Origin of the sequence: Burkholderia sp. M6-3, assembly GCF_050858985.1 — a bacterium.
In the GTDB taxonomy this organism is placed as follows: domain Bacteria; phylum Pseudomonadota; class Gammaproteobacteria; order Burkholderiales; family Burkholderiaceae; genus Paraburkholderia; species Paraburkholderia caledonica.
Window position 1 is genome coordinate 1,995,381 of sequence record NZ_CP110091.1, and the last position, 16,189, is coordinate 2,011,569.

The following is a 16,189-nucleotide window of genomic DNA, read 5'->3' on the forward strand; positions in this document are numbered from 1 at the left end:
TCTGCGCAATCAATTCGCCAACAGTCGCTGTGGCGGGTCTGCTTTCGCAAATTCGAGTCGTCAGTTGCAGCACGCGTCCGAGGTGAAGGAGCAGTGCACGTCGTTCGAGAGCGTCTTTCATGATTCGCAATAGCCAGGTTGAACTGTGTAGATATTGCCGGGATCGCCCTCGACACTCGTATAGCGCGACCCGCACGCCGCCTGTCTGGGGGGCTGGGCGCCACGGTCCGCAGCCGCGTTCCGAAGCGGCGATGCAGGAAGATGCAACCCGTGCAGCCGCTGGCGCGCGACGCTCCTGACGTGGTCGATGCCACCTTCCCAACGCGTGACCGCTGCATATCCCGCTGCTTTTTTCGGTATCTTATTTTCAGCCTTTTTGCTTCCAGCGTTTTCGGCGGGGTAGCGGTCAACACCCCGCTCTGGAAAGTCGCTTGTCAACGGCTGGCGCACTCGTCCACGCGAACGCCCTGCGGGTAAACGGCTCGATATAGAAGCCTGAGCGACGGAAAGGCGACGAGTGGAAACCCCGGTCGCAATCTTCAAGCAGACGATCGATCTCCCGACGCAAGCTTTCGATTGTCTGCCAGGCCTGCAGCGACCAAGGGCGCTCGGTTCCTTCGCTTTCCCTCTTGACGGGCAGTTTAGTGAGTGGCTGAGTCACTCGCCATCCTCCTTTGTGTCACAAGAAGAGATCACGTCAAGAGAAATTTACGCGCGGGAACGCCTCCCGCCATTGATCGAGATCAATGCTGCAAGACGGCCTGCAAACGAACCTCCGAGCGACGGCATCGCGGGGCACGCAGAACAAGCCATAAACCGTATGCGAAATGCCCGAAGCGCGACTCAACATTGCGCCGCAAGCCGTCAAGCGCGACGCTTTTCTTCCAGTCTGGGCTGGCGCGCCGCCACGTAGTGCAATTCGTCGACCAATTCTTCGGTGGTGTGCAGCAGATCGTCGAGTGCCACGATGCCAATCAGGCGTTTTTGTCGCATTAACGCGGTCAAGTAAAATTCGTCGACCGCAACGCATGACAAGCATGATGGCAAAGACGAAGACGCCGCGCAAGACGCTGCCCGCTGGCATTAGCGAGGTACTGAAGCGGCTGCACTATGCGCTGGACGTGATCGTGCTGTGCGTCCGGTGGTACGTGGCGTACTCACTGAGCCTACGCAACCTTGAGGAAATGATGGCCGAGCGGGGCATCGATGTGGATCATTCCAGCGTGCACCGGTGGGTTATCAAGCTGCTTCCGGTGTTTGAAAAAGCATTCCGCAAACGCAAACGGCCTGTCGGCAAGAGCTGGCGTGTCGATGAGACCTACGTCAAGGTGAAAGGCCAATGGAAATATTTGTACCGTGCCGTCGACAAGGCGGGCAATACGGTGGATTTCCTGCTGCGCGCCCATCGTGATAAGGCCGCCGCTCGCCGCTACTTCGAGAAGGCAATTGAACAGAACGGCGAGCCCGAGACGATTACCTTGGACAAGAGCGGCGCGAATCTGGCTGCGCTTGAAGCGCTCAATGCCGAGCGTTCAACGCCGATCAAGGTTCGGCAAAACAAATACCTGAACAACGTCGTCGAGCAGGATCACCGTGCCATCAAACGCATCATCAAACCGATGATGGGATTCAAGGATTTTCGCTGTGCACGCATCATCCTGTCGGGCATAGAGATCGCGCACATGATCCGCAAGGGGCAGATGCGTGACGATGGCGCCGCATCGACTGCAGCCGAACAATTCTATTCTCTCGTGATGTAAGCAATCCTCTTCATCTCGGGCTCCTAATCGTCTCATCGCCCTTAACGCGACACAACCCTTTCCGACAGAAGCGATGCATCAACTGGCCGGGCTTGTGAGACTCGCGGTTGACAACAACATGAGCGCCCGAGCCCGCATAGTCGAAATTGTTTGCCGGCCGGAACAATGTCACGACATAACGATTGGGGACGACGCTCGCCGACGACCTCGTTTGTGCACCGCAACTTGGGAGCGCTATCTCAAGTTACCGGGGCTGCTACCAGAGCAGGTCAACATTCTGGTCCAGGCGGTGACGCGGGAAGAGGTCGACCTGCACTTCGGCGTGTATGAACGGAAGCTGGGCGGTGTGCCGCCGATCCCGTGACGGGTGACTAATTGGCGTGCAGCCGGCGACGGTGCACACAACATCATGTCGTCAGTCCTGATCCGCTGAGTCTAACGTGGGCACAAGCTCAGTGACGAGCGTGGTAAAGGCGCAAACAATCGGGCAGGCGACCGCGGCCAGTAAAGTCCGCCGCCGAGTACTTCGAGAATGGTTTTGCCTGTGATGCGAGGCCAGGTTCTGCGTCGCACATCGACTTCACGAACGGCCACCCGCGCTCCTCGATTGCGTAGGTGTGCATTGGAAGTAACCTCGCGTTGTCCCGGCGAGGGTTGCGTTGGGTAGGCCTACGTTTCGAACTGCCCAGGTTCCTCGCTGTGTGTCCAGATCGCGGCAGATGCGCTCTATTTCCTCTCGGGCGCTCCGTATCTCGCTAACCTTTACAATGCGGCCACGAGTCCAGTCCGCCGATTGATGGCTAGCCCGCTTTGGTCGAATTCGGGAAGGTAGCCCGTTGACGTCGGCGTACCACCAAGCGTGGACAGTGTCGTTTTGAAATGTGCCTAACGTCAGGGCCTTCTTTATCAGCTCACAAAAAGCGTCTGCGTGACGTCCAACAAGAAACCGAAACGTAGCGAAAAAGCACTGGTTTTCCGTGCTCCCGATAGCGCCGCGGACCACCGTGGCATCGATGGTTCCATCGCGTATCCGGAAGGCGGCGCTATGACGTAGATCAAAATCGGCGCTTGGGATACTCTTATTCTGGAAACGGTATCCCTGCATCGGTGCGACCGTTCAATCCGCCAATGGCAACTTCACGGTGAGTTCTATCGACGACGACTTCTGGCACAGGCTGGCGGTACCACGGGATAGGTCAATGGGCTGTTCGATGCTGTCGTCAGCTCGACGGACAACAGGTGAGGCGGAAAATGCCGGGCGAATTGGGCTTACATGCTGGAGAGGCAGCCACTCCCGCGCCATCCGCTGAAGAGATCGTCCGCGATAGTGACAAGCTGTCGACCCGGCATGGCATTCGATATGACTGATGCGATTGAAGAGGCGGCGCTGCAGACGCTGCCCGACATGTTCGACGCGGCATGTGCGCGCTATCACGCCAGGCCAGCATTCACGTCGTTCGGCCATACCATCAGTTACGCGAAATTTGCTGAGCTTTCGGCGCGTTTCGCGACCTTTCTGTGCGAGAGGCTTGCGCTGTCGGCCGGCGAGCGCATTGCGCTGATGTTGCCCAATGGCCTGCCATACGTCATTGCGTTCAACGGCGCGATGCGCGCAGGTCTCGTGGTAGTCAACGTGAATCCGCTATTCACGCCACGCGAGGTTCAGGCTCAACTCGTTTCGTCCGGCGCGGTCGCTATCGTCATCCTTGAGAATTTTGCCTGCAGGCTCGACGAAATCATTGGAACGACGCGCATCGATACCGTGATTGCGTCTGGCATAGGCGACGCGTTGCCGTGTTTCAAACGTCTGGTGATCGATTTCGCGCAACGCAGTCGACGCAATGCGCTCCCGCCGACCCGGCTCGCGACACGCTCGTTCCGGGCGGCGCTTGCAGATGCACCCAGCGGTCATGCGCATCGGCATGTGCAACTGGACGATATTGCGTTGCTTCAATACACCGGCGGCACCACGGGCGTGCCGAAAGCTGCTGCGCTCACGCATCGCAATCTCAGCGCAAACATCGCCCAGATCCGCGCGTGGCTGGGGCCAGCATTTTGCGTTACCCCACAGACGGTCGTGACGCCCTTGCCGCTGTACCACGTGTTTGCGCTGACCGCGAGCTTGCTGACGTTCATTGCTATCGGTGGTCATAATATCCTGGTGACCGACCCACGCCGAATCGCGTCGCTGGCGTCGCTGCTTGAGCGCGTGCGCCCGAGCGCGCTCGTCGGCGTCAACACGCTTTTCAATGCGTTGCTGCGCTTGCCGCGGTTCGCCACGATCCGCTGGCGCGCCGACTGTCTGGTGATCGGCGGTGGTGCAGCGATCGAACGCGACGTCGCAAACCGGTGGCTTCGGGCGACCGGTGTACCCATTATCGAGGGGTACGGGCTGACGGAAGCGTCGCCTGTGGTATCGGCGAATCGCGTAGGGCAGACCACGTTCACTGGCACGGTGGGCTATCCAGTGATATCGACCGAGATCAGCGTCCGTGCCGACGATAGCAAACCGCTGCCCATTGGCGAACCAGGCGAGGTCTGGGTGCGCGGGCCGCAGGTCATGCGCGGCTACTGGAACCAGCCGGACGAAACTGCTGTTGCACTGACCGCTGACGGCTGGCTGCGGACCGGCGACGTCGGCCTGCTGCAGTCCGATGGCGCACTGCGTATCATCGATCGCAAGAAGGACGTGATCGTCGTATCTGGCTTCAAAGTGTTCCCGTTCGAGATCGAGAATGTTGCGCGGTCCTGTCCCGGCGTTAAGGATGCGGCGGCCATCGGCATCGCCCATCCAAAGGTCGGTCAGGTGGTCAAGCTGTTTGTCGTGCGCGCCACACCGGAACTGAAGGCGGAAGCGGTGCTTGAGCACTGCCGCGCCAACCTTGCGCCATACAAGGTCCCTTCCGCGTTTGAATTCCGTGATGCGCTACCGGTCAACGTGTTGGGCAAGGTGTTGCGCCGCGCCCTGTCGTAGCCGAGCACTGATGGATTGAACCTTGCTTGCACTCGCGCGGGCACCGTAAAGTTGACGATCGTCGGCTACGTGTCTGGCTGAAACGTAGCTACCCTTACCAGGCAACTCGCTCAGCCGCGGCTGAGATCGGGCCGAAGCATGAGAGAAAAGCCTGCGTGCGACCCGCATCGCGAAAGCCGCACTGCCTATTACACGCAAATCGAGCGGCCGTTCCACGGGAATTCGAGCGCGCAATCTACGGCGAAGCGAGCGCATGAAGGTAACGACGCGGAGATGAATGTTTTTACTCGGACTCCTGTTTGTCGGTCAAACCATTTCGGCGTTTGCGCATCGACTCGCCGGAGAGCGTGAGCGGTGTGCGTTGTGTACGAGCCGGTCGAGGATAGCGTCGGCAACGTCGGGGCGCCAATCGCGGCATGCCAGCTTTCAACCGAGGCCTGAGCGTCAAGCAGTAGTTGTTCCGGGTACGAGATCATGGGATAGTACGTATCGAAGCGGGCGACTGGCGGAGTGGCAGCGACGTCGTACCGCGCGTTGGTTCCACAGACTGGACACGGGACGCGCTGTTCCAACGGCGTCGACAAGGGTTCGTCTATACGCACCCCACAGTTTCCGCACACGACAAAGGGGACAGTGCTGTTCATGTCAGCGGAGGTGTCAGGAATTTTGTGTGCTGAGGTCGGTTAAAAAATCTCAGCTCATGGCGGCGGTGAATCGCTCGCCGAACAGAATGGCGAACTGATTGACAGCTTGCCGCCAGGTGATAGGCGGCATCTTCCAATCCTTTTCGATGTTGCGCAAGGCCAGATACAGCAGTTTGCTGGCGGCTTCGTCGCTGGGGAAGTGGCCGCGATTCTTGACGATTTTGCGCAACTGCATGTGCATGCTCTCGATGGCGTTGGTCGTATAAACGATTCGACGCACCTCGGGGGGATAGGCGAAGAAGGGAATCACCTGTTCCCATTGGCGTTGCCACATGGCCGCGACGGTAGGGAATTTGCGGCCCCATTCGCTTTGCGCAAAGGCGTCGAGCGCCACTGCCGCCGCCTCGGCCGAGGCGGCCTGATAGACCGGCTTGAGCGCAGCCGCCAACGGCTTGCGGTCCTTCCAGCTCGCCAGATTCAGCGAATTGCGGATCAGATGCACGATGCAGGTCTGAATCTGGGCGGCCGGATAGACCGCTTCGATCGCCTCCGGGAAGCCGCGCAAACCGTCAACCACCGCGATCAGGATGTCGTGCAGGCCACGGTTCTTCAGTTCGTTGAAGACCTTCAGCCAGAACTTGGCTCCCTCGGTTTGCTCGATCCACAAACCCAGCACTTCCTTGCGGCCGTCGGCGCGAATGCCCAGCGCGAGATACACCGCCTTGTTCCTGACCGTGCCTTCGTCGCGGATCTTCAGCCGAAGTGCGTCGAAATACACGATCGGATACATCGCCTCAAGCGGGCGTTGCTGCCACTGTTCGACCTCGGCCAGCACTTCATCGGTGACAGTCGAAATCAGATCGGGCGACACCTGCAGGCCATACAGTTCCAGCAAATGGCCCTGGATCTCGCGCACGCTCATGCCGCGCGCGTACATGCTGATGACGTGATCGTCGAAGCCCGGCAGCCGGCGTTGATACTTGCCGACCAGTTGCGGCTCGAACGTTGCCTGCCGATCACGCGGGATATCCAGATTCAGTTCGCCGTTGGGCGTGATGACCGTCTTATGGCTCGTGCCGTTGCGGTGGTTGCCGGCCTTGCCTTGCTCAACCTCGTTCTCCAGGTGATGCGTGAGCTCCGCCGCCAGCATGCGCTCAGCCAGTTGCTTCTTCAGTTGCCCGGCCAGGCCCGATTCGCCGAGAACCGACTCCGCATCCTTGTTTTGAATCTGCGCCAGCAGTTGATCGATCAGTTCATCGGGAAACAGCTTCGGCGCCTTCGGGTTCTTGATCTTCTTAGTCACAGTTGCTTCGGTCATAGGACGTTGTTTCCGTTATCGTCTCATGACCTCGGCACACTAAAATTCTGACAGGCTCATGTCAGCTTTTTCCAATGCCCATGTGTTTGTGCGCTCAGAGCGCGATCAGCAATTGGGTAGCCACGTTTCCTCTCGGAAACGCGGCCCCCGGGGAACTGTACGTGCGAGTTTCCGCGCATACAGGTCGAGCACAGCATTAAACGTCATACTGACGCCGGTCATGCCAGCCTTCATACGACCTTCGCAAACGTCACGTCGTTGATCCGCCTCATTGCTGCGGCGAGAGGCGCTGAACCGTAGCCCAACCGCTCACTCACAAGCTGCCCCTCGTTGGATCTAAAATCCTGGTCTGCGACAACTGCACCACGCGGAAGTCTGCACCCTCTCAGGTCGGGGCAAAGCTCGAACCCCTATGCGACCCATTGCAGGCCGCCATTCGCTTTCTCCGCGTTCTCTTACCCTCTCGACCAACAGCTTCCCTTGCGGGTTGCCTGCCAGATACCGCGCGATGAACTGTGAGGCTGGCGGACAATCGGGCTTACTGTGTTCCGCATAAAGGATAAGAGCAGGTTAGGTTCCGCCTTTTCGCCGACAGTCGTTAGTCCGTGTGTCCCGACGTATGAGAGGGACAGCCGGCTGTATGCCTTTTGGCTCAAGCCTGACAGCGCCTTTGGCTTGCTACTCATCACGACGTTTATCAGCAGTTCGCATTCGCTAACCATACTGCCCAACCTTGCACCCCATCCGCTGCGGCGCTGGCAGACTACAACTTTCTCTCGCGAGATCGCCGTCGCTCAATGAGCGGGTTACGTTGTCCCAGTGGCTTCACACCGGATCGTTACCAATCCCGCATGCATCGGTAGGTTACGGCTGACGCAACAACCGGTTTCCTCTCTGGCCAACAACGCCAGACAAAACAATCCCTTACGCGACATCACATCGCACCATGCTTTTTAGTGTAACGACGTCGCGTGGACCGCCGTCCCGTAACAAAGTACCTCTGTGATTCCTCTTGCAATTTCTGTTGCGTCGTAGCGCATACCGATGATGCCGTTTGCTCCGAGCCCTTCAGCTTGCGCGATCATGCGTTCGTATGCATCTTGTCGCGCTCGGTCACATAGCGATGTATATAGTGAAATGTTTCCACCGAATAATGTCTGGAGGGATGCTCCAAACGCCCCAACGATGGATCGAGATCGAACGATGATTCCGCGAGCTACTCCGAAGGAGCGCTCTATCCTGTGACCCGGAAGGTCAAACGCCGTTGCAATCATATGTCGCTCTATCATCGTCGTCTCGATGCTGAGTGTTCGTTTCCAGTGGTTCACAAGCCCGCAACTGCACCGTTTCCCGATTCGACCGACTATTCCGATTCTTTGAGCGACCGGACCGTTGGGGAGTCGACAGACAGCCGCGGCTGCCAGAGCGGGTACCACGCACGTTGCCAGCCTTGCATGAAATCGACCCAAAGGGAAAACGGCAGCGCGATCGGGAACATACCTGTCTGAAGGAGCCATCGCGCTGCAGCGTCGAATGACGGCGTCGCGGTGATATTAATGGTCATCGCTTCCGCATTCTGTTCCACAACCTCGTGCCGGGTGATCTCGACGTCAACCGTCGTCAGGTGAGCAGTCAGTTTCGTCTGGCCCATGTCCAACCTCCATGTAAGCGCCTTTTCCTACACAGCAATAACCAGATCTGTGTACTTCGACAGATGTCCGTCCGAAGTCACCAGCCGCAACGGCTCCGACAGTGCCTGCGCAACCAGAAGTCGGTCAAACGGATCACGGTGAATGTCAGGCAGATTGCGAACCAGCGCGGCGTGAACGGCCCGCACCGGCAGTTCAATGAAGCCGCTTCTTTCAATCTCCGAGACAAGCAGATCCACGTCGGCCTCAAGTTTGCCGAGACTGGCCTTGATTGAAGCCTCCCAGATGCTTGCGCTACTTACATAGACTTCGTCGGCCTCCAAGATCAGCTTGCGCGCCGCTTTGGTCAGCTTGCGGTCATCCGTGACCGCCCAGAGGTAAACGTGTGTATCGAGAAGCAGGCGCATCAACGGCCCTCGAATGCCGCGATCACATCATCGGGAAGCGGTGCATTGAAGTCATCCCCAATGTGAACCTTGCCCTTGAGTCCACCGAAACGCCGCGTGACCTTCGCACGCTCCATCGGCACCAGGCGGGCGGCCGGCTTGCCGGCTTTGGCGATGACGATTTCCTCGCCGCTGGCTGCGGCATCGACCAAGCGCGAAAACTGCGTCTTCGCTTCATGAATATTGACCGTCTGCATAACTGCTCCTAGTGGACTAAGTCCATGTTAGTCCATGTGGGTCCACGGGTCAATATCCTTCGTTGTATCGGCATACGGCAGATGCGGCTTGAGACCTACGCCTCAGAAGCGTCATCGAACAAAGCTACGGCTTCTCGCATTTCGCGTGATGTAACGTTGAGATACGGTGGTACATGATCGAGATGCGTTTTTATAAGTGCCTGATATCACAACCGATATGACTTTCCATGTCAATCGGAATGTAGGGTGTCCAGCGCTCTCCACGCGAATGAATTTCCTGAGGGCGACGTAGCAGTAAGTCTCGACGGTGGATCATGCTGATATCCGCGGGTTGGTTACCGCATTACAGTGGACCGTCTCATGAGCCTGCCGCATTCTTAAGTCGCAAGTCCGGGTGATATCGGTTGCGGGGTTGTGCCGCGGGTTACTCGAGTAGCCGGGCTACGCCGCCTTCAGGAAACTCGTGGATCTATGGGGTGATCTCCATCGTGTAATCAGGTTGTCGGTCTGTTACTGGGTAACGCGAGCGACATCGCCAGGCGCCCGATGTCCCAGATGAAACCCGACAGTTCACGGGCGACGGCCACGACCGTGGTATTGGCATGCTTACCACGCGCGGAGAGTCTCCGGTATCGGCGACACAGTCGAACCTGCGCGTCCCAGGCACGATCGATGATCGCCTTCGGAATGCCTTCATGTCGACGCTGAATGTCGGGACTTACGCGTGCCGGGTGCCGGTAACTCCAGGCAGCCTCGACGAGCAACTTTCTTGCATAGCTATTGCCGGTCTTGGTGATGCTTCCCTGCCGTCGCTTGTCACCCGATGAGTGTTCTGACGGGGTGACGCCGAGCCACGCCATCAATTGACGCGGATGTTGAAAGCGCGACAGATCTCCGAGTTCGGCAAGCATTCCAACGGCCGTGGTGAACTGCACACCGCGCATGGCCTGCAGGCCCAGGACTGCCGGATAGAACCGCCAGTTTGTCACTGCCTCACGCAAGGCACCTTCAACACGCTGGCATTGCGCGAGCCGATCTTCAATCGTGCGCCGAAGTTCCTCAAACGCGAATTGTTGCCATTCGCTGCCGAACGCATACTGGCTCACCCAGTGTCGGTGGGCAGGTCCCCAGTCGGCGTGACCGCTATAGCGTACATCGTGTGCAAGCAGAAACGACTTCAGCCGCTGCCGCGCCTGCCTCAGATCGTCTTTGGCAGTCATCCATGCACGGGCGAGATCGCGAAATGCCTCGTCCTCGACGGTCGGCACGTGTACAGCTGACAGGTCGCCAGCCCGTAGGGACCGCACAAGCTTGACCGCATCGCGCCGGTCCGTCTTGACGCGCTCGCCGGGTTTCCTTGGAATCAGTGACGGTGCGCACACCATGCAGTCGAATCCCTTCTGGACCAGTTGGCGGTAAAGCCCGTAGCCACATGGCCCTGCCTCATAGACGACGCGTACGTGTCGCGCTTTCGATTGAAGACGCTTGCACAGGCGATCGATATCCGTCTTCGTCGTACCGGTCTTGCCGGGCAGTTCGACCTCGCCCGCGCCGAGCGCATAGGCGACCGTGATCGACTCCTTGTGAACATCCAGTCCCACGTACACCGTGCTATCGTTTTCCATGCTGGCCTCCGTGCCGGAAATCGCCAGGTGTGGCGCTGTCCACACCATGCGGCTCTGGCAGAAATGCTAACCCGCGTCTGATTCCTCACGGCGGGCCAGCCTCTGCCTCACGGAAAGTCATAGTGTCTTATACAGGGCCGTAGTCCGCAGATATGACTCTCATATTTGGAGCCGTGGCTAAGCGAGGATTTTGCGGATGGCAGACGCGAACTCGACCGGAAACACCACCTGACCGCTGTCCGTCAGCACGCGGCCGAGTTTGCAGGTCTTCCAGGCCCAATGGTCCATCGTCTTGTCGGATATAGCCGACGCAAGAGCCTTTTTCTCTTGCGCGGTCAGTTCCACTCCATTACCTACAACGGAAGGCGGTTCCTGCGGCGTATCGCCCAGAACGGCCTTGTCAAGTTGACGTCTGTAGACTATCTGCCCAGCGCAAACGTACGTATCCTTACCAGATAGACTTATGAGAATGCGGCATGGACAGTCCAACCATGCCATGCGACAAAGCGCTCCTGGAGTAAGCGGTGACCGTGATAAAGCGATTTCGCTTTCTTCATCACTTCATTCTACCGCCGCCCCATCAACCTGACAGTGCCGCTGAAACTGGTCGCCGAATGTGGCACCGACATGTCGCGCTGGCCGACGGTGAAACACTTCACATCGTGGCTGTGTCTGGCGCCGGGCAACAAGATTTCCGGCGGCAAAGTGCTGTCCTCCAAAACGCGTCGCTCATCCAGCAAGGCTGCTGCTTCGCTGCGTCTCGCTGCCGTCACGATTGGCAAGACGGACACAGCACTGGGCGGTTTCTATCGACGGCTGTCAGGCTCGCGACGATCTGCGCGACGTGCTCGACGCGGACCTCTGCGCTGCTCGATGCGACGCGCTCTTTGCGCGCGTCGGTCGCGGCTTCGAGCTCCCTGCTCTTCGAGTCGACCTGCCTTTCGAACTGGCTCGCCCGCTCGAACTGCTGAGCGTGGCCGCATCCTCGCGCTCGCGCTTCAGCTGTGCGACGCTCGCCTCCAGCTCGCGGATTTCCGCCGGCCGCGAGGTAGCCGCCAGATGCACGCGCGCGCAAACCTGATCGATCAGGTCGACCGCCTTGTCGGGCAGGAAACGACCACTCATGTACCGGTCGGACAGCTCGGCCGCCGCGAAGATGACTTCGTCGTGGACGGTGGATGATGAGCTTCGAGACGGTCGCGCAGACCCCGCAGAATGCGGTTGTGTCGCGTTAAGGGCGATGAGACGATTAGGAGCCTGAGATGAAGAGGATTGCTTACATCACGAGAGAATAGAATTGTTCGGCTGCAGTCGATGCGGCGCCATCGTCACGCATCTGCCCCTTGCGGATCATGTGCGCGATCTCTATGCCCGACAGGATGATGCGTGCACAGCGAAAATCCTTGAATCCCATCATCGGTTTGATGATGCGTTTGATGGCACGGTGATCCTGCTCGACGACGTTGTTCAGGTATTTGTTTTGCCGAACCTTGATCGGCGTTGAACGCTCGGCATTGAGCGCTTCAAGCGCAGCCAGATTCGCGCCGCTCTTGTCCAAGGTAATCGTCTCGGGCTCGCCGTTCTGTTCAATTGCCTTCTCGAAGTAGCGGCGAGCGGCGGCCTTATCACGATGGGCGCGCAGCAGGAAATCCACCGTATTGCCCGCCTTGTCGACGGCACGGTACAAATATTTCCATTGGCCTTTCACCTTGACGTAGGTCTCATCGACACGCCAGCTCTTGCCGACAGGCCGTTTGCGTTTGCGGAATGCTTTTTCAAACACCGGAAGCAGCTTGATAACCCACCGGTGCACGCTGGAATGATCCACATCGATGCCCCGCTCGGCCATCATTTCCTCAAGGTTGCGTAGGCTCAGTGAGTACGCCACGTACCACCGGACGCACAGCACGATCACGTCCAGCGCATAGTGCAGCCGCTTCAGTACCTCGCTAATGCCAGCGGGCAGCGTCTTGCGCGGCGTCTTCGTCTTTGCCATCATGCTTGTCATGCGTTGCGGTCGACGAATTTTACTTGACCGCGTTAATGCGACAAAACCAGCAACCGACGTGGTGCTTGAAATCGTGCGCGAGGAACCGTACTGCGTGGTTCGCATTACAGACAACGGCTGCGGCCGCACGCCGGATCAGCGACCCACGGTGGACTCGTTCGGTCTGCTGGGAATTCGCGAGCGCGCTGGGACCTTGCGCGGTGACCTGCAGATCCGGACCGCGCCGGATCACGGCTTCGCACCCACGGTTTCGCTGCCGCCTGACGCCGTCGAAGCGTCCACCGGGAAATCTGTCCCGGGTCCGCCGGAGCCGACACGCTAGCGCGTCGGCTTGCGCTTTGCGGGCGCTGTGTGGGCGCTTTGTGCGCTTCGTGTGCGGCACAGTGGACACCGGTCGCACCGTCGTCGCCGCGCTCACCGCCCTCACAACGCGCCCGTCACATCGGCGTGAAAACGACCGGATATTCCAGATGATCCGTCACGTCCTTCACGCCCGGCACTCGCGCGGCGGCGGCGAGGATCGCCTTGCGCTCTTCCTCGGAGCGCACCACACCCCAGCAATGAACGACGCCCTCGGTGACTATCAGACCGTCGGCGGCCATGGCCCAGCGATGGCCGTCCAGTTCTTTCGCGATGGCCTGGCGGATCTGCTCGTCCGAAGGTTGCGTATCGAGCTGCGCCGGAGCGCAACTCGCGAGCGCGCGCACGAGGTTGGACCTGCTGACGATGCCAGCAAGCCTGCCCTTGCGCAGCACGGGCAAGCGCTTGATGTGCTTGCGTCCGAGCAGTTCGGCGACCTCGGTGAGCGGCGCGGCTTCGTCGACTGTGACCGCGGGTGTGCTCATGACGTCGCGTACCTTAATCGAGTGTTCCTTCAGATATTCGACCGCGAGCTGACGGGTGGGTGCGAGGAATTCGGCGAGCCAGGAGCGGCGCGGGTTTTCCGTACCGGTTTCGACACGCCTGAGCAGATCGCCCTCGCTGACGATGCCGATGACGTCCCCCGTCTCGTCGACGACGGGCATGCCGCTGACCCTGTTGTCGGCGAGCAGCCTGGCTGCGTCGTAGACCGAGCTGTCCGGTGCGATTGAAACAACCTGAGTGGTCATGATGTCCGAGGCTTGCATGGTAAGTCTCCGTTTCGAGAGGGGGCCTTGTTGCACATGAGTCTAGGCTGGCGCGAGGAAGCGCATTTGATACGGGTCAAACGACGCGTTAGCGGGCCGATCGCATTGGACGACATGATTGGTTGCCGCCTTCGGAACATGGTTGACCTGCGTCAATCCCGTGCGATGGCGCCTCCCGTCTCTGCGGAAACCTGGCGAAACGCGACGCTGAAGGCCGCCATGAATTCGTCGAGCCGTCCAGGTTCCAGGCCCTCGATTCCAGCGGCGCCGACCCGGCCGTTGCCACCGAACCTCCTGCAGAGGACGTCGGCGCCTTGTGGGCGCTCCAGCGGAGCCCTGACGCGCGCCATGTATCGGCCGTCGCTGCGAGTCGTCAGCACCGCGTGCGCCCGCGCCGGCTCGCGCCGCGCAATGAGATTGGCGAATTCGCCACGTACTCGTCGTGCCCAAGCCGCATCGGGAAGAATATGCAGCGTCCCGCTCGCGAGTCTCTGGATTGCCGCGAGTCGATGAGCATGGTCGATGTCTTCGGCGCGCAGCGTTTCGAGTTTGCGAAGCACACCAGTCGAGGCAATGAACTCCAACGGGCTCCGGAATGGCTGCCGGCGCTGTTGTCCCCATAGGCGTTGTAGTTGATCGCCATGCCGAGCCCGGGCAACTTCTGCTCGTCGGAAGAGCTCATCGCACAGTCTGCGGCGGCCCGATGCGCCGCGTGATGCAAGTTGTCGCCATAGGCCGGCACCGCCCATGGCCTGTGCCGGCCTTGCAGATGGCGATCCACGATCAGCCCTGTGCACACATCGGGTGACGTATCGATGTGCGTCGTCAACAGCGCGTGTTCGGGGACAAGGCCGGGAAAACGATGGTCGAAATATTCGATCTCCCCCCCCGATCGAGTAGGGCAGTGAGCGAATCGCGGTTCGAGTCGAGCGAAATATCGAGCACGCTCACACGATCGCGCATCTGAGCGTGCGCGTGACGCAACAGCGTCACTTCGCGCTTGGCGCCGGAAATCAGGATCGCGTCGGCGGGTTGGGCGAGCCGCAGCTGGTGCAGCGCACAGATGCCATCGGCATCGCCATTGAATATGTCGAATTGATTCATCGCCCCCTCCACTCGCGCCGGCCTCGCGGCGCCCCGTGCGGCATCTATCATCGCGCGCGGTTTGATCCGTCGCGGCGGTGACGTCTGATCCCTTCCACATCAAAGCGTACCTCCGCTCTCGCCTGCTTGATGTGGATCAACGCGACAGGGTGCCTCGACCGTAAGGTAGAACCCATTCCAGTATGGAGAAATTCATGGCAGGCGCACACAGTCGCCCCGCGCTGGGTCTCATGCCCGACGCCGACAACCGTCCTTCGTCGAACGACGCACAGCGCCTCAACGCGCCCACCCGGGTCGGGGCGAAGCGGCCCGCGCGCCACCTCGCGGGCGGCGCCGGACCGGCAACCCCTGCGCTGCCGCCGCGTGTGCGCCGCCTCGTCGAAAACCCGACCTATCTACAGGCGGACGAAGACCTCGGCTTCCTGCGCAGACCGGAAATGTGCGGCATCCGCCTGCAACTCGACTACTGGAAAACGGAAGAAAGCCTGCAGCGGCACGAGATTCGTCACACGATCGTCGTGTACGGCAGCACCCGAATTCCGGAGCCCGGCAACGCGCGCCGACGGGTTAGGGACGCACGACGCGCGCTGCAGGAGCGGCCTGATGCACGCGCGAACCAGCAAGCGCTGCAAGTCTCGCAGCATCTGCTCGAACTGAGCCGGTACTATGCCGCCGCCCGCGAACTGGGCCGAATCGTCGGCAGCGCGCGACGTACAGGCACGCTTTCGTCGCTTGCGATCGTCACCGGCGGCGGCCCCGGCGTCATGGAAGCGGCGAATCGTGGCGCCTACGATCGCCGCGCGCCAAGCATTGGTCTGAACATCGCGTTGCCCCACGAGCAGCAGCCGAATCCGTATATCACGCCCGACCTGTGCTTCAGGCTTCACTACTTCGCGATCCGCAAGCTTCATCTGCTGGAGCGCGCGCAGGCGGCCGTCTTCTTTCCCGGCGGTTTCGGCACCTGCGACGAACTGTTCGAAGTGCTGACCCTGCTCCAAACGAAGAAGATCAGACCACTGCCCGTCGTGCTGGTCGGCGAGTCATACTGGCGGCGCGCGATCGATTTCGCCTTCATGGTCGCTGAAGGCATGATTTCGCCGGAAGACACGGAGCTCTTTTTGTTCAGCGAAACGGCCGGGGAAATCTGGTCGGCGATCGTCGCCTGGCACGAGAAGCATCGAGCGGATCGGTGAGCATGCCTGTTGGCGCGGCGCTTTCTCGCGAAGCACGCCGCGCGAGCCCTTCGGTCCGGCTCTCAGACGATCACCAGACGATCGACGACCGCCTTCACGCCCCGGGTCCAACGCGCGGCGCAAAGGTCTCTTCACGCTCCTGCG

General features: G+C 59.9%; 15 protein-coding genes and 3 pseudogenes. 6 read left to right on the forward strand and 12 right to left on the reverse strand.

Annotated elements, in window-relative coordinates; genetic code table 11:
- Positions 1 to 1,040: 1,040 nt before the first annotated feature.
- From OH764_RS26410 to OH764_RS26420, 3 genes and pseudogenes are all read left to right on the forward strand, one after another.
- A complete protein-coding gene (locus tag OH764_RS26410) occupies positions 1,041 to 1,760 on the forward strand; it encodes an IS6 family transposase (RefSeq protein ID WP_498851303.1) in 720 nt (239 codons plus the stop codon).
- Between the two features lie 34 nt (positions 1,761 to 1,794).
- Positions 1,795 to 2,124, forward strand: a pseudogene (locus OH764_RS26415) (hypothetical protein).
- A 996-nt stretch (positions 2,125 to 3,120) separates the two neighbouring features.
- Entirely contained in the window at positions 3,121 to 4,734 is a 1,614-nt protein-coding gene (locus OH764_RS26420; protein WP_498849106.1) for an acyl-CoA synthetase family protein, read from the forward strand.
- Positions 4,735 to 5,427: 693 nt separating this feature from the next.
- Here OH764_RS26420 and OH764_RS26425 read toward each other — a convergent pair.
- The 7 genes from OH764_RS26425 to gmtX form a co-directional block, all read right to left on the reverse strand.
- The gene (locus tag OH764_RS26425; RefSeq protein ID WP_408968216.1) at positions 5,428 to 6,696 is read right to left on the reverse strand and encodes an IS256 family transposase; all 1,269 of its coding nucleotides are present in this window, start codon (positions 6,694 to 6,696) and stop codon (positions 5,428 to 5,430) included.
- Between the two features lie 953 nt (positions 6,697 to 7,649).
- Entirely contained in the window at positions 7,650 to 7,985 is a 336-nt protein-coding gene (locus OH764_RS26430; RefSeq protein ID WP_498851304.1) for a YbjQ family protein, read from the reverse strand.
- A 74-nt stretch (positions 7,986 to 8,059) separates the two neighbouring features.
- Positions 8,060 to 8,347, reverse strand: coding sequence for a hypothetical protein (locus OH764_RS26435; RefSeq protein ID WP_498849107.1), 288 nt, complete (start codon positions 8,345 to 8,347; stop codon positions 8,060 to 8,062).
- 27 nt (positions 8,348 to 8,374) lie between these two features.
- Positions 8,375 to 8,752, reverse strand: a complete 378-nt coding sequence (locus tag OH764_RS26440; RefSeq protein ID WP_498849108.1) for a type II toxin-antitoxin system VapC family toxin — start codon at positions 8,750 to 8,752, stop codon at positions 8,375 to 8,377.
- Positions 8,752 to 8,988: a type II toxin-antitoxin system Phd/YefM family antitoxin gene (locus tag OH764_RS26445; RefSeq protein WP_498849109.1), complete on the reverse strand. Its 237-nt coding sequence runs from the start codon at positions 8,986 to 8,988 to the stop codon at positions 8,752 to 8,754. The genes OH764_RS26440 and OH764_RS26445 overlap by 1 nt, the downstream gene beginning before the upstream one ends.
- 494 nt (positions 8,989 to 9,482) lie before the next feature.
- A complete protein-coding gene (locus OH764_RS26450) occupies positions 9,483 to 10,613 on the reverse strand; it encodes an IS110 family RNA-guided transposase (RefSeq protein WP_498848679.1) in 1,131 nt (376 codons plus the stop codon).
- A 177-nt stretch (positions 10,614 to 10,790) separates the two neighbouring features.
- Entirely contained in the window at positions 10,791 to 10,958 is a 168-nt protein-coding gene (gmtX, locus tag OH764_RS26455) for a gamma-mobile-trio protein GmtX (protein ID WP_498849110.1), read from the reverse strand.
- 282 nt (positions 10,959 to 11,240) lie between these two features.
- On the opposite strand from gmtX, the pseudogene OH764_RS26460 reads away from it, so the two are divergent.
- Positions 11,241 to 11,330: pseudogene (locus tag OH764_RS26460) on the forward strand (transposase); the annotation flags it as partial.
- Positions 11,331 to 11,432: 102 nt separating this feature from the next.
- Here the strand turns inward: OH764_RS26460 and OH764_RS26465 are convergent.
- Both OH764_RS26465 and OH764_RS26470 read right to left on the reverse strand, forming a co-directional pair.
- Positions 11,433 to 11,738, reverse strand: coding sequence for a hypothetical protein (locus OH764_RS26465; RefSeq protein WP_498849111.1), 306 nt, complete (start codon positions 11,736 to 11,738; stop codon positions 11,433 to 11,435).
- Between the two features lie 151 nt (positions 11,739 to 11,889).
- Complete coding sequence (locus tag OH764_RS26470; protein WP_498851303.1) at positions 11,890 to 12,609, reverse strand: IS6 family transposase; 720 nt, start codon at positions 12,607 to 12,609, stop codon at positions 11,890 to 11,892.
- Positions 12,610 to 12,715: 106 nt separating this feature from the next.
- Between OH764_RS26470 and OH764_RS26475 the strand changes: the two genes are divergently transcribed.
- Entirely contained in the window at positions 12,716 to 12,943 is a 228-nt protein-coding gene (locus OH764_RS26475; RefSeq protein ID WP_498849112.1) for an ATP-binding protein, read from the forward strand.
- Positions 12,944 to 13,058: 115 nt separating this feature from the next.
- Here OH764_RS26475 and OH764_RS26480 read toward each other — a convergent pair whose 3' ends face one another.
- From OH764_RS26480 to OH764_RS26490, 3 genes are all read right to left on the reverse strand, one after another.
- The gene (locus OH764_RS26480; protein ID WP_498849113.1) at positions 13,059 to 13,748 is read right to left on the reverse strand and encodes a CBS domain-containing protein; all 690 of its coding nucleotides are present in this window, start codon (positions 13,746 to 13,748) and stop codon (positions 13,059 to 13,061) included.
- Between the two features lie 152 nt (positions 13,749 to 13,900).
- Entirely contained in the window at positions 13,901 to 14,308 is a 408-nt protein-coding gene (locus OH764_RS26485) for a hypothetical protein (RefSeq protein ID WP_498849114.1), read from the reverse strand.
- Positions 14,309 to 14,573: 265 nt separating this feature from the next.
- The gene (locus tag OH764_RS26490; protein WP_498849115.1) at positions 14,574 to 14,852 is read right to left on the reverse strand and encodes a hypothetical protein; all 279 of its coding nucleotides are present in this window, start codon (positions 14,850 to 14,852) and stop codon (positions 14,574 to 14,576) included.
- Between the two features lie 174 nt (positions 14,853 to 15,026).
- Here OH764_RS26490 and OH764_RS26495 point away from each other — a divergent pair.
- Positions 15,027 to 16,045, forward strand: a pseudogene (locus OH764_RS26495) (LOG family protein).
- Positions 16,046 to 16,189: the final 144 nt, after the last annotated feature.